At 40.8% G+C, this 14,270-nt stretch carries 12 protein-coding genes; 6 read left to right on the forward strand and 6 right to left on the reverse strand.

Annotation, left to right across the window (positions count from 1 at the left end; all coding sequences use genetic code 11):
* Nucleotides 1-50: 50 nt before the first annotated feature.
* Nucleotides 51-2,801, forward strand: a complete 2,751-nt coding sequence (gene gyrA, locus HMO_RS14080) for a DNA gyrase subunit A (protein ID WP_010300162.1) — start codon at nt 51-53, stop codon at nt 2,799-2,801.
* Between the two features lie 50 nt (nt 2,802-2,851).
* On the opposite strand, the gene HMO_RS0106440 is transcribed toward gyrA, so the two are convergent.
* The gene (locus tag HMO_RS0106440; protein ID WP_010300164.1) at nt 2,852-3,439 is read right to left on the reverse strand and encodes a hypothetical protein; all 588 of its coding nucleotides are present in this window, start codon (nt 3,437-3,439) and stop codon (nt 2,852-2,854) included.
* Between the two features lie 292 nt (nt 3,440-3,731).
* Nucleotides 3,732-4,178, reverse strand: coding sequence for a host attachment protein (locus HMO_RS0106450; RefSeq protein WP_010300168.1), 447 nt, complete (start codon nt 4,176-4,178; stop codon nt 3,732-3,734).
* 491 nt (nt 4,179-4,669) lie between these two features.
* Between HMO_RS0106450 and HMO_RS14085 the strand changes: the two genes are divergently transcribed.
* Nucleotides 4,670-4,837 (forward strand): entericidin A/B family lipoprotein, encoded by a 168-nt coding sequence (locus HMO_RS14085; protein ID WP_010300170.1) that lies wholly within the window; start codon nt 4,670-4,672, stop codon nt 4,835-4,837.
* A 346-nt stretch (nt 4,838-5,183) separates the two neighbouring features.
* Here HMO_RS14085 and HMO_RS0106460 read toward each other — a convergent pair whose 3' ends face one another.
* Genes HMO_RS0106460 through HMO_RS0106470 form a run of 3 tightly spaced genes read right to left on the reverse strand, consistent with a single transcriptional unit; the run spans nt 5,184 to nt 8,004 of the window.
* Nucleotides 5,184-5,678, reverse strand: a complete 495-nt coding sequence (locus HMO_RS0106460; protein ID WP_010300172.1) for a GyrI-like domain-containing protein — start codon at nt 5,676-5,678, stop codon at nt 5,184-5,186.
* A complete protein-coding gene (locus tag HMO_RS0106465) occupies nt 5,678-6,313 on the reverse strand; it encodes a CatB-related O-acetyltransferase (RefSeq protein WP_010300176.1) in 636 nt (211 codons plus the stop codon). The genes HMO_RS0106460 and HMO_RS0106465 overlap by 1 nt, the downstream gene beginning before the upstream one ends.
* Before the next feature lie 23 nt (nt 6,314-6,336).
* On the reverse strand, nt 6,337-8,004 hold the full coding sequence (locus HMO_RS0106470; RefSeq protein ID WP_010300180.1) for an alpha/beta hydrolase: 1,668 nt from the start codon (nt 8,002-8,004) through the stop codon (nt 6,337-6,339).
* Nucleotides 8,005-8,445: 441 nt separating this feature from the next.
* Between HMO_RS0106470 and HMO_RS14090 the strand changes: the two genes are divergently transcribed.
* From HMO_RS14090 to HMO_RS0106490, 3 genes are all read left to right on the forward strand, one after another.
* A complete protein-coding gene (locus tag HMO_RS14090; protein WP_010300187.1) occupies nt 8,446-9,129 on the forward strand; it encodes an HAD family hydrolase in 684 nt (227 codons plus the stop codon).
* Nucleotides 9,126-9,575, forward strand: coding sequence for a GNAT family N-acetyltransferase (locus HMO_RS0106485; RefSeq protein WP_029448553.1), 450 nt, complete (start codon nt 9,126-9,128; stop codon nt 9,573-9,575). Before HMO_RS14090 ends, HMO_RS0106485 begins: the two co-directional genes overlap by 4 nt.
* Before the next feature lie 106 nt (nt 9,576-9,681).
* On the forward strand, nt 9,682-10,056 hold the full coding sequence (locus tag HMO_RS0106490) for an SEL1-like repeat protein (protein WP_175282099.1): 375 nt from the start codon (nt 9,682-9,684) through the stop codon (nt 10,054-10,056).
* Nucleotides 10,057-10,142: 86 nt separating this feature from the next.
* On the opposite strand, the gene HMO_RS0106495 is transcribed toward HMO_RS0106490, so the two are convergent.
* Nucleotides 10,143-13,610 (reverse strand): tetratricopeptide repeat protein, encoded by a 3,468-nt coding sequence (locus tag HMO_RS0106495; RefSeq protein WP_010300199.1) that lies wholly within the window; start codon nt 13,608-13,610, stop codon nt 10,143-10,145.
* 307 nt (nt 13,611-13,917) lie between these two features.
* Between HMO_RS0106495 and HMO_RS0106500 the strand changes: the two genes are divergently transcribed.
* Nucleotides 13,918-14,178, forward strand: coding sequence for a hypothetical protein (locus HMO_RS0106500; RefSeq protein ID WP_010300203.1), 261 nt, complete (start codon nt 13,918-13,920; stop codon nt 14,176-14,178).
* Nucleotides 14,179-14,270: the final 92 nt, after the last annotated feature.

The following is a 14,270-nucleotide window of genomic DNA, read 5'->3' on the forward strand; positions in this document are numbered from 1 at the left end:
CTCTGATCACACGACTATAAAGCTTCTATTACCATTTAGGGAATCGACCCATGACAAATGCCTTGCTTGCGACTGATATTAAGCCTGTTGCCATTGAAGATGAAATGAAGCGCTCTTATCTCGATTACGCTATGAGCGTTATCGTGTCGCGCGCCTTACCCGATGTTCGAGATGGGCTAAAACCTGTGCATCGTCGTATTTTATATGCGATGAAAGAATCCAACAACGAGTACAACCGACCCTATCGTAAGTCAGCCCGTACGGTTGGTGATGTGATGGGTAAATACCATCCTCATGGAAACATGGCTATTTATGATGCCATGGTGCGCATGGCCCAGGATTTCAGTTTGCGGGTTCCTTTAATTGATGGTCAAGGAAACTTTGGTTCCATGGATGGCGATCCAGCCGCTGCAGAACGTTATACAGAAGCCCGACTCAGTCGAGCCGCCCATGAATTATTAGAAGATATTGATCGGGATACAGTAGATTATCAACCGAACTACGATGATTCAACGGTTGAACCGAAAGTCCTGCCCGCTAAGTTCCCTAATATCTTGGTTAACGGTGGTAATGGAATTGCTGTGGGTATGGCTACCAACATTCCGCCTCATAACTTAGGGGAAGTCATTGATGCCTGCTGCGCATTAATTGAAAATCCTGCCCTAGAGGTTGAAGAGCTGATGCAGTATATGCCTGGGCCTGACTTTCCGACAGGGGGCATTATTGTCGGACGGGCCGGAATCTTAGAAGCTTTTCGTACCGGGCGTGGCTCCATTGTTATGCGGGGTAAAACTCATACTGAGACGGTACGGGGCGAAAAGGAAGCCATTATTATTGATGAAATCCCTTATCAGGTTAACAAGGCACGCTTGGTAGAGCGGATTGCTGAAATTGTTAAAGAAAAAATTGTTGAAGGGATCTCTGATCTGCGGGATGAATCGGACCGAGACGGGGTACGAGTTGTCATTGAATTGAAACGAGATGCAGTGGCAGATGTAGTTCTTAATCAGTTATATCGTTTTACGTCCCTTCAGACTTCTTTTGGCGTTAATATGCTGGCGTTGAACCATGGCCGTCCCGAACAGATGTCAATCAAGCAAATTCTGACGGCATTCTTGGAATTCCGTGAGGAAGTTATTTTACGGCGGACGCGGTTTGAATTGGCTAAAGCCCGGGAGAAAGCGCATCTCTTTGTCGGTCTGGCAATTGCGGTAGCGAATATTGAGCCTATTATTGAACTCATTCGTCAAGCGTCAGATCGCAGTATTGCTAAAGAGCAGCTGATGAGCCGTGATTGGCCTGCCCAAGCTGTGGCACCGCTGTTGGCGATTGTCGATGAGCCGGGAAGCTTTGTTGAGGGGCAAAATGCTTATCGTTTAACCGATGCTCAAGCACAAGCAATTCTTGATCTACGGCTCCATCGCTTAACAGGCTTAGAGCGTGAGAAGATCGCCAATGATCTGAATGAATTAGCGGTACAGATCAAGGATCTTTTGGATATTCTCGGCGATCGTCCGCGGGTATTATCGATTATGCGGGACGAAATGTTAGCTGTTAAAGAGCAGTTTAAATCACCACGACGCACAGAAATTGAGGAGGGAGATTCATCTGTTGATGTTGAAGATCTCATTCAACGGGAAGAGATGGTGGTCACGGTTAGTATGGAGGGCTATATTAAGCGGGTGCCTTTGAGCACCTATCGGGCTCAACGCCGCGGCGGTAAAGGACGCTCTGGAATGACGACAAAAGAAGAGGATGTCGTTCAGGACCTATTTGTTGCGAATACCCACAATCCCGTATTATTCTTCACGACTAAAGGGATAGTTTTTAACTTAAAAGTTTACCGCTTACCGTTAGGAAGTCCGACCTCCAAAGGGCGACCAATGGTTAACCTACTACCTTTAAGCCAAGATGAGAAGATTTCAACGGTTTTGGTCTTGCCTGAGGAAGGAGCAGATTGGGAAAATATGCATGTTATGTTTGCAACTTCCCATGGCAGTGTGCGCCGCAATAAACTCAGTGACTTCATGAATATCCGCTCGAATGGTAAAATCGCGATGAAATTGGATGAATCCGAAGAATTAATCGCTGTTAAGCTTTGCACAGAACAGGATGATGTTATGTTATCGACATCGGCCGGTAAATGTATCCGTTTTAATGTCGACGAAGTACGAGTATTCGTCGGACGCGATTCAACCGGCGTCAGAGGCATCAAGCTAGCTGAGGGTGACAGCGTTATCTCTATGACAATTCTCGCCCAAGCGGAAGTATCCACCGAAGAACGTGATATCTATTTGCGACAAGCCTCAAAATTACGACAACTTGATGAAGAGGAAATGGATGCAGATGGCAAGGACGCAGAGGGGAGTTTGTCTCCAGAACGCTTTAAAGACTTAGCAGAAGCTGAGCAGTTTATTTTGACCCTCACCGAGAATGGCTTTGGTAAGCGTTCTTCCGCCTTCGAATACCGTACCACAGGGCGTGGCGGTGTTGGTATCGATAGCATTATCGTCAATGCTCGTAACGGTGGTGTTGTTGCGTCCTTCCCTGTAAGAGAGCAGGATCAAATTATGCTAGTTACCAATGCTGGAAAGCTAATTCGCTGTCCAATTCATGATGTTAGAATTGCGGGTCGTCGCACGCAAGGGGTAACGATTTTCCGTATTGCCGATGGCGAGCGAGTCGTCTCTGTCAGCCATATCCCCGGTGATAAACTGGGCGAGGATCTAGAAGGCGAAGAGATCTTACTTGAAGAGGGACAAATTATTGAGGCAGAAACTGCCATTTCTCCAGGTGAATAACCTTATATAGATGCCATTAGTAAGCCCGGCTGGACCGGGCTTTTTTTGTTTTAAGCTGCAGCCATACTGCTCTGCACCGTCCTGACAAGCCTACATCCAAAAGCTCTATCTTGAATCATGATGATTAACACCATCATCTCACTCAGCAATGTTAATGGGTAATAAAAGGAATCACTTGGAACAACTAAGTATATTATTGCATTTATCATAGAATATACTACAATCCATGTAATTGAGAATTTGAATAAATTAATGATTCCAATTTTTAATCTAAATCTAGCATATTTTCCCCAAAAGTCACTTGTAAAGAACTTTAGAGTAAAGAAGGTGGGGATAGCCAAACATACTGTCATGTAGATATTAGTATCCATCAAAGTTTTAGCGGATATGACTGATAACCTTTCTATAGCATGGAAAGTTGCATGAAGGTCTTGATGTGCTAAAATGAAATCAATCATTAGCTCTGCTTTAGGATAACGGACAAGGGATTGCTTCTGAAAGTACAGCATTAAAGGTAAAGAATAAAATTGCATTGCGCATATAAAAAACTTTAGTCCCCCATATATAGATATATATTTAAAAATATTATCTTTAATATAGTGGTAAAATGTAAGAAAACTAAAATAAATCTTATTCATAAGAAATCTTTCAACAAAAATTTAAAAGCTTTCAAGCGTTTAAGTCTCTTATCCTTGAATTGAAAAAATATTCTTCTCCATATAGAAAAGTAAATTTTTATGGTAAGTAGGTTGGACGCTTAACTTAAAAACTTATAGCAAATTAGGAGGAATCGAGAAACATTTTAGTTAAATTTTAGCAGAATCTTATTGGCAAAGATTTCTAAAAGAGGATCTATGCCCTTCAAAACTCTGTAATAAAATATTTTAACGATTGGAAAGTAGGAATACCCCTGGAGGGGTATTGCTTTGATCATTTCCAGCCATCCTCTTTCATAACCGTTGTATCAATCTCATCCACAGTGGCGTGGATAAGATCCTTATGGATTTCAGTAATATTAAGATTATTGCGATGTAAAGTGTCCATATGATTTTTCAAAGCTTCTTTAAACACATGAGCTATCTTCGGTGGGGAAATAAAATATATCTTGGAAATGGTTTTGTTATTGATGAGATCAATAATATAGCTAGAAATCTCTTGAGCAAATACAAACTTCTGCGATTCATGCCAGTCTGTTGCCGGCTCATAAGCATGGTGATCCGCAGCTGACCCAAAGCCTCGACCTGGCTTATCCCGACCATGTTCATGAGTTAATTCGTGGCTATGACTAAAAGATTTGAGATGTTCCAAACTTCCAAAACGGGCTGCTTTCTTAAACAATTTTGCTTGTGCGCCATCACAAACGACCAACAATATCATTGTTATTTTACTCCTTTAATATTGTGTGTTTGTCCCCTTTATAACGCGTGTCAATCGCTGCGCCCAGTGTTAAAATTTTATAATTTTAACATATGGTTGCTACAAAAGCAGAAGCTATATGATAACGGTAAGAGGGGATGTTGGCCTTTCGCTTTCCTTTATTTACGACCTAAGTTAGATGATCTTATTTGCTAAAACCATAGGGTTGTGGAGTGTTTAATCTATTTTATCTCCTTATCTCCCCCTTTATTAACCACAGTGTAGAGATTGTGAAGGCGTATTAAAACTTCAGGGAATGAGAGTAATTAAAGCTTTACGATTGTGTGGCTCTCAATTAGCAATAGGGCTTCTATATCAATGGGAACGATAATATTTTGAAAATATTAAACTTGCCTGAGTAAACACTTAAGCGTTTATATAAGTATACCCTCTGAGAAAAAAGCTTTCTAACTGAAAGTACTGAATAGAAATTTAAAATAAGGAGACAGAAAATGTCTAAAGTTTTATTGATGGTTCTTCTTGCTGGTTTACCTCTGAGCGGTTGTAACACCGTCGAAGGAATTGGTAAAGATGTTAAAGGGGCCGGTGAATCGATGGAAGAAGCAGCCCAGGATAATAAACCGGCTAACAGACCGACCACCCATCGGACACGTTGGTAAAGCTAACAGGAGTCTGGATTAAATACTAGCATTAATCTAGGCTCCCGTTTATGAACTAAAGTTCTTATAGGTAAGTTGTAGATAGTTACTGAAACTGAATGTCAGACTTTCGGAGAAAAGAGTTGATCTACATTCCATCATTGAGAGGCAATCCATAACATTTAGGGCTGACTAGTTTAAATCTCAGTAAAATTATTCCTTTTTTCCTTTTAAGGACTGACATACTCCCTTTGTACCGAGCACATCCTATAATTCTTAAGGCCAAGCTTTCTAAGAAGAGATTATAAAGCATCCCTACGCCTGCCAGTAAGGTGTTGATGCTGACTATTTCGATAAGACTTTCTCTTTATCCCTTTAATCCGATGTAGATATCGAGAACAGTATGGAACGGATCTTGGGCGCGATGATCATAAACTTCAAAGTCCGCCTGATACGCCCGCTGCCCGCCTAGCTCCTGCGGACTCATTTGCCATATTTCCTGCCAAGCAGAGATACATACAGCGGGCATCTCTCCGGCTTGGGTGGTAAATTTTTTATAATGCTGAGAGGGAATGATTAACGAGGCATAGCCCGAAGGTATTTGATCTAAAGTGGTGACTTCTTCACCGATAAACACGGTATAATTGCCTGCCATATCGCTTTCATACTCGGTGTAAACGCAATAAGTAGTGCCCGGATGCTTACGGTTGCAAATCTGGTCGGCAAGGTTTTGGCTAAAATAGGAACTAAACAGGGGACCAATCTTAGCTGTGGCTTGCTCCATTTCTTGGGTGTTATTGGTTCGGCAGGTCTGTCCTACCAAATAAATTTGATCATGCATAACACTAATTTGCTGCATCATTAAATATGGACCTTTCTTAAGAGTTCTAAATCCCCTGTGGCTAAGGCATTAATATGTTGCGAAATTTTTTCAATTGGCCAGTCCCACCATTTTAATTCAAGAAGAAACTCAATGGTCGCTGGATCAAATCTGGGGCGGATAGGACGTGCGGGATTGCCACCAACAATAGTATAAGGTTCGACATCTTTGGTAACTAATGCATTGGTTCCGATAATGGCTCCATCCCCAATTTTCACACCGGGCATAAAGGTGGCTGAATTGCCAATCCATACATCGTTACCGATAATTGTATTGCCTTTATGGGGCGCATCTAACGGTGCGTTTACCCAAGCTCCGCCAAAAATTTTGAAAGGATAAGTTGACACTCCCTCCATTGCATGGCTGGCCCCGTTCATAACAAAGCGGACGCCAGCTGCAATTTGGCAGAACTTACCAATAATCAGTTTGTCTTGTATAAAATCAAATAAATATAAAACATTCTTGTGAAAATTGTGGACGTCTTCAGGATCATCATAATAAGTGTAATCCCCGACAATAATTTGGGGGTTGGTTACGATATTTTTCAGAAAGCAGGTGCGCTTAAGTCCGTTAATCGGGTAGACAGTATCAGGAGAAGGGGACAAGTCATGTGGCATCTTTATGCTCCGTAATGCTTTGCTTATTGGAAAATATATCTTACATAACCAATAATCTGATCTTGTGTTGTTGTTACTTTGGTTGCCAAATAAGCATAATCCCGTTCCTTATTATAGTAAATGGCCTGGATTACTTCTTGGAGTTCATTGCCACTTGTATCAATGCGGGCGGTACGTCCTAGTCTTGTGGTCGGCGTTAAGCCAAGCGTCCCAAGATTAATTTCATCCTTTATCCATTCGTCCAGAGTATGTTTTAATTGCAGCAAAAACGGTGACGCATTTGCCACTGAAGCATCACCATGGGCGACTTCTACGCCGTCACGTTGATAGAGTGTTAAGCAGCGACACGACTTATTTGATCGGCATAGAATTCTCAGAAGCCCACTCATCTCCCCTTCAGAAGTGGTGTCAGTATAAGATTTAAAAGGCTCGCTGCTGGCTATTTGCCGCCGCTCAGTGTCGATCAGATTTTGAATCTCTGATGCGGACCACTTTTTCTGTTTTAAAAGGAAATCTTTGATAAAGTTATAGACTTCTGTATGGGACTGATCACCAACAGGAATCTGCTGCATCTTCTTCGTGATAATGTGTTGTCTCGCCTTAAGGAGCCAGTCGATGATGTAGGCCCGATATTCATGAAACCAAGCATCAGCATCTTTATCACCTAAATGAGTATCAATGCTGCGCCAGAAGGGGCCCTCTTTAAATAGCCAACTAAGTATTGTACTGGCTGTTCCGTTCGTGCCAAATTTGTGAAGCTTATTAGCAAAGTAAGCATTATCGCAAAAAGCACTATGTTCAACCGCCGGTGACCAGATCGTCGCATTTTGAACCTTTGTCAGCTGGTCGCCGACCTCTTCTTGGTATTGCAAAGCACCTCGAATAAATAAAACAGGCTTAGCCTCTGGATTGGGGGGAACGCCAATATGACCAAAAACCTCTCGCTCGGTAATCTTTGAATCAATATCAATGACTGCATTTATTCGATCATCTTTGAAGCCAGCAATATGAGCAATATTGGCCCCGAGACTATGGCCCATCAGAATAATATTGGTGTGATCACAGGCCTGACCGACATCTTCTAACTTGTCTAAATGGTTAATAAGATAGTCGATATCTCCCAGTGCCCCTTCAATGACTTTATCGTCATAGGCATATCGGTAATCGCGATCATGTAGGACATACCACGCATCTTTTAAAGAAAGTACAACTTTATCGCCGTTAGGAAATTTTACAAAGTTAGCAACGTAAGGCTGATCAATAGCAAGGACGACATAGCCATGTGAAGCTAATTCTTCAAGCAATATGGTGTATTGTTGACGTTGTGCCCCTCGACCAGGGGTAAAGATAATGATGGGAAATTTAGCGGAGCTCAAGGCGGGCGCCTCGGGTTGAGCCCAAGCTAAAACTTGAATGTTTTCAACAACCCCCTCTTCAAGGGTCGCAGGCATATAAGGGTAGGGGCCCTTGCCTGGGGCTGGGGCAAGGACAGGATAAAACGCCTGTACCATTAAGCGTTTCTTATTCTTGCTTCTCAATAAAGTGCGAGAACAATCCATTAACTCAATGGCTCGTGTTCCAACAGCATAGTGTCCAGTTGGCTTGGGTAAAACTAATTGATCTTTAGTAAAGGCTAACGTGGCCCAACATACTGACAACCCAAAAAGGAATTTCTTTAAAACGGTTCTCATTGGATAGGCACTTCCTTTTTAATTGTAATGCTACCATTTATACCAAAAATGCGGCTTAAACCGGCGTAAACTCGCTTAATTATGCTGCTTGCCATAAAACGAGAAGAATTCATGCTCAGGAACCTTTATTATTCTTACGGGTGCGGGGCACCATTAATCATTATATCCTTAATTTAGATCTGAGAACTATGATACAGATCTTATTTCAATAACTTACAGGAATTTTTGTAAAGGAGTTAACAATTTTATTACCTTACAATCAGATAGATCTTATTTTGATAAAGAGAGAGAGGCTCTTATCGTTTTTCAAAAAATGTGAAAACGGCGTTAGCTGGCCGCAAATTGATCAGTCTCAGCTTTTTTATTGATATGATCTCAGCTATGATACCCTCACTAGTAAAGGAGGATTCAAAAATTTAATAATCGATAGGATAAATGGTCATGGTCTCCCTTATCATTTTTGATTGTGATGGTGTTCTAGTGGATAGCGAAGAGATTGCTAGCCGAATTGAAGCAAAAATTTTAACCGAGTATGGATATCCAGTAACAACAGAAGATAATATTCAAAATTTTACGGGAAAATCTTTTCAATCTATTCAGCAGCATATTTGGGAGCAGGCGGAAATTCTTGTGCCCGATGAGGTGCTGATGAAGATCCAAGCCATTATTATGACAGCATTTGAACAAGAATTGTTCCCTTTGTTGACTTCGGTGTTGAATGAGGATCTGATTAAACAAACAGCAAAATGTATAGCAAGTAGCAGTCCAAAAACACGGGTGCTTAAATCGCTGGACCTTACAAAACAGAGCCACTTTTTCCAAAGTAATCACATTTTTACAGCTGAGCAAGTGTCTAATGGTAAGCCAGCGCCAGATTTATTTTTATTGGCGGCAGCAGAGATGGGATATCCTCCCTCTGATTGCTTAGTTATTGAAGACAGTGTCGTGGGTTTAAAAGCTGCTCAGGCTGCCGGTATGCCGGCTATAGCTTTCTTGGGAGGCGGACATACCCGATTCCCCTGGTATCATGAGCAGATTTATGTTGAAACCTCTTATATAGCCCATACGGCCGCAGAGTTACTGGGTATAATTAAAACCTTTATTAATATTGGAGATCAGCTATAATTATAGTACGCCCTTGGGATAATGATAACATCTATGAACTCTTACCCTTATTAAACCAACTCGGATATCCTGTAACGGAGCAGGACCTCAAGCGGCGCTTAACCACCTTTTTGGCTCAAAGAGGACAGGGAATTGCTATAGCGTGCCACGAGAAGGGAAGCATTGTTGGCCTTATTGCCTGGTCAAAGTCTCATCTATTACTCAAAGATAAGGTACGCTACCATATAGAAGCTTTAGTGGTCGATACCCATTACCGCAAGCAAGGCATCGGTCAGAAACTTATGCAATATCTAGAGTCTTTGGCACTTCAAGGGGAACCAGCAATTATTGATTTGACGTCAGGCGTTAGGCGCGCCCCAGAGGGAACCCATGACTTTTATAAGCGCCTGGGATATCATAATGAGGGAGCTATGGCTAAGATTTACCTTAGAAAGGAGATATCTTGAAATATACTAGAGCTGATAGAGAAAGATTAAGTCGCTGGGCAAGATGAGTTAAAGTTAAATTAAGCCCCATAAAGCTGTGGAGATCTGAAGGATGATTAAAGGACTCATGAAAATTTTATTAGGCCTTATAAAGGCTACACTTTTTCTTGGTGTAGGAGGTATTGCAGGATATAAGTTCGCTAAGTTTGAAGACGAAGTTGGCACCACAAAGGCATTTAGTCAGTACTTAATGGAGGCTGAAAGTGGAGTGGCCGCCTCTCAATATCAAGTTAGCCGTTATTTATTTCATCGCAATCAAAAACCTCAAGAGTCATTAAAATGGCTAAAAAAAGCCGCTCAGAATGGCTATTTAAGAGCTAAGATTGAATTGGCCTCCCATTATGAAGAAGGGGGCTTGGTATCTAAAGATGAGGTTATGGCTTTAAAGCTTTATCAAGAGATTGCTGAGACTTCTATTCAGCGTTTAAAAAAGATAAACTGACTCTCTGCAGAAAATTTAATATTTATAACAGATAGTCATTTTTCTGCTCTTAGACCGGTATCGCCTGTTTGGTCGGCTCCTGCAAGCTATTCACTCTTAACTATTTTAGATCGGATACGTTTGATATGGGATGAATTAGGAGGAAAATGAGCTTCTACAATTTTGATTGCTTGGTCAAGACAGTCATTGGCTTTTGCTTTTAAATCCGCTGTTTGTCTTGGATCACTTTTAACGTGAGCTTGGGCTAGTTTTTTTATGCATAGATCTGCCAAGCATTCCAAGGCTATATAAGTTTCAGGATGGTTGCTGTGAGCAAATAATTTCAATGATTTGTTAACCAGCTCTAACGCCTTCTCTATGTCGCCTTCCAAGGAATACACTTTTCCGAGTTCCATTAAAATACGAGCATTTTCGACATGATCTTTACCATAATGCTTTTCATAGTTCTTAAGGCTACGTTTAAGTAGAAGTTTAGCTTTCTCATAATCTCCTAAGCTTTTATAAACCACTCCCAAATGTGCAGTTGCCCAGGCGAGAGCGATATTGTCTTCAGAGAGATGATTACCATAAATTGCTAAACTTTGTTCAAGGAGTTCTTTTGCTTTGTCATAATTTCCCAGTTCTCTGTGAACAATTCCCAAAGGGGCTAAGACCCAGGAAATCCGCACATTGTTCTCAGATAGATGAGCCCTATAAATCTTCAAGCTTTGCTCAAATAAGGTCTTGGCCTTTTCATAATCGCCCAAACATATATAGACTCGACCTAAATGGGCCAAAGTCCAAGCTTGACCGCCATGGTTCTTGGGGAAATTCTTCTGATAGACAGCGAGACTTTGCTCTAACAAATCCCTTGCTTTCTCGTACTGACCAAGTTTTCGGTAAACTACCCCTAAGGAGCCTAGGGACCAAGCAAACCCTCGATGGTTCTCAGAAGAATGAGTTTTATGAAGGACAAGGCTTTGTTCAAACAGTTCTTTAGCTTTCTCATAATTGCCTAAGCTTTTATGCACCATTCCTAGATATCTTAAAGATTGAGCAAGTTGGATGTGATTGTCAGGAAGATGTTTATGATAAAGTTGGATGCTTGTTTCAAGCAAATTTTTAGCCTTTTCATAATTTCCAAATTTTCTATAAACCATCCCCAGATGAGTCAGTATAGAGGGCAGCCGAGGATCATTGTCAGAAGCATGGACGGCTAAGTTATGGCGACTATCCTCTAAAATCTTATGAGATTTAATATAATCGCCTAAGTGAAAATAAATAATTCCTAGCTTACCCTGCAGAACTGCTCTTTGTGCCGGGTTTATAAAGATGGGGTGACTCAAAAAGGCTTCACAATGACTGGCTAGAAGTTTCATCTTTGAAAAATCTTCCTCCGAGGTTATTGTTTCCAGGTATCTTTCAAGAGAGGTTGCGACCGCCTCGATATGAGAGTTTTTTTGTTCTAAATGTAGCGTTTTAATAAGGTACATTAAGCTGATTTCTTGAGTGCTTTTATGAGTGGAAAGGGTCGGGAAGGAATAGAGAACGCCAGAATGACTGTTGGTTAAAAGAGAGTACTTTTTCAAGTGATAGATAAAATTGTCAACAATAACCTCGCCTTTATGAGCATCCAATAAGGTGCGTGGAATATCTTGAGCATTTAAAAGGGAGATAAATAACAAAAGCTCTTCAAAGTCTTTATCAGTCGCAAGGATATTCTTTAAAGATACTGCGATAACGCTGTAGCGGGTGCGCGAATAGCTGTTGGCCCCTTTGAGAATATTCTCCTGGATAAGAGCGAAGTCATCATCATAATTTTTTAAATAATCCAGGTACTGCTTGTAAGAGACATGTGAGATTTTTAGATAGTATGCCGCAATTGAGATATCTAAGGGAAAAGATGGTAAGTGGCTTAAAAAGCTTTCGGCTTCTTGTTTGTGTTTAGACGGAAACTTATTTAAAGATCCTTTTTGAGTAATCTGCGTAAAGAGAGTTAATTTCTCGCTGGACGTTAGTTCACCGACTTGAACAGTGTTATCTATATAACCATTATTACTAATATTACTATCGCGGGTAGTAATAATCACTTTACCTTCACCCCACACGTTCTGGTCATGGGGAATATAATTCTGAATTTGGCTAAAATTACTGGCATCATTATAGATTAGAATCCAATTAGCCTTAGCTCTTAACTTTTCTTTGACAAACGTCAATAGTCGTTGCTCTCTTTCCCCACGGTTTTTAATTGATTGGATCTCTGCTAAATCTTTTTTCTCTATATCCGACTTGGACAGTGCATGCGCTAAGCTTTCAAAGGAATTAACTAGATTTTCTTTAGTTTCGGCATTAATCTCCCAGGCGACTGAAGCCGGATAATTGCGAACATATTGACGCGCAAGAGTCGTTTTTCCTGAGCCGCCAATACCCACCAGCGCCACGACGCGGATCGACTGTTTTCGTCTAAGGCATTGATCTATCTTAGCTAGAAGCTCTGGCCGTGAAAGCAGAGTCGTATCGGTGGGAACAAATAAATCTGATCTAATAGACTGACGCGTTGAGAGGAATATGGTCTGCATTCCTTTCTTTTCTAGCCAGATCATTCCTAAAATGAGAGCAATAAATATGCCACCTCCTAACACTACCTTATAGAGACTTAGGGAACGATTAATTGCTAAGCTGTTTTCTAATAGCGATACTTTTTCTTCAACAGCTAAGCTGGGTAAGGAAAGCTCCTCATTATCCAGCTGGTTAGAGGTATATTGTTGCTTAAAGTCACTTATTAAGTGTTCTAATTTAGGATGCTTTATTGCCCTTCTTAAGATTTCTAAAATGTTATCAAGATAGTGATCCGGTTCACTAAAATCTAGATAGTTTAGGCCTTCAGCTTGCCCCAGAAAGGATAAAGTCGCTTCTTTGTCGCCTTGCTCTAGAAATAAAAAGACGACATCCTCCACTCTTTCATCACTGTGATCAGGTAAAATGTTCTCAACTAAGCTTTGAAGTTTCTCAGAAATATCACTCTGGCCACTTTTTACATTATTTATAACTAAAAAGCAGCCGCTTTTAAAAAGGCCCTCTTTCGGCGCAGTACTCGTGCTATTTTCACCATGAGAGTAAGGGAAGAGAGATAAAGTTAGCCCTGCCAATCTTAAATGCTTTTCTAATGTTTTGGCAAAAGATAGGTTTTGTGAAATATCATCCTGGAAGATAAGCTTGAGAGCAAAAGTTTCTGGGGGATTAAAACGGGCAGCCTGCTGTAAAAATTGCTTAAATGTATTTTCCTTTAGAAGCTGAAGATAATGCTTTCTTAAATTCGGAACCTGGGGAGTTTTCTCAATAAAGTTTATCAGTCCCTCGCGCGAATGGCATTCTGACTTAAGCATAATGCTACGGATATGAGTTTCAATGGTGCGGGGTGAAACTGAAAAAAGGGAAGCAATCCCCTTGGGAGTTCTTCCGTTTAAAAGGCAGGCAATAATATCTATTTCGCGTTGACTAAATTTGATATTATTTATTGTGCCAAGATATTTTGTACACTTATGGTCTACAGGCCCATCTTTATTATTTATCATGTCTAATAATTTACATATTGTATTGAGATTAAATATCTTGCAAAAAAACTTTACCGGAGCATGCGCTTAAATTCAAAAGGAAATACATGCCGTTTTTTTCTTTTTTAACTTAAGTAAAGTTTACGTATGTATCCCTCTTAAGCATATTTATGCGATCGAAAAACAAAATTTTTACAGTTAATTTAGGCGCATTAAAGCCATTCCCCTCATTCAATGGCTTTAATAGAAGCTAAGAAGCCCCTTTTTGGGGCTTCTCGAATGAGACAAAGTTACTCTGTAATTAAGGCTCAGTCTAAGGAAGGTTGCCATGATTATTCAAGAAAATAAATCTGTTTATGGGAATTTAGGTGTTTCCAGTTGCGTACTGGCTTGTGCCACCTATCTGTTGTTCGCTATGTGCCAAAGCCAGGAAGTTGGGTCTTTTGCTCGACCTGCTGCTTTAGGGGATTTGCAAGCGACGCTCTGCCCTTTAGAAGTAATTACTGCTGGGGATAGAGGGCATTCTTCAATAAAGTTACTTTATTACAAGAAGAAACCGACTTACCAGCAGGTCACAATAAAAGTGTAAAATGTTACGTTATAAGGGACTCTATTAGCCTCCTCAAAGAAAATGACAGGGCCATAGAATTCTAGGCTAGCACTATCCCAAAGATGCGGATA

Origin of the sequence: Candidatus Odyssella thessalonicensis L13, assembly GCF_000190415.1 — a bacterium.
Classification (GTDB): Bacteria; Pseudomonadota; Alphaproteobacteria; order Paracaedibacterales; family Paracaedibacteraceae; genus Paracaedibacter; species Paracaedibacter thessalonicensis.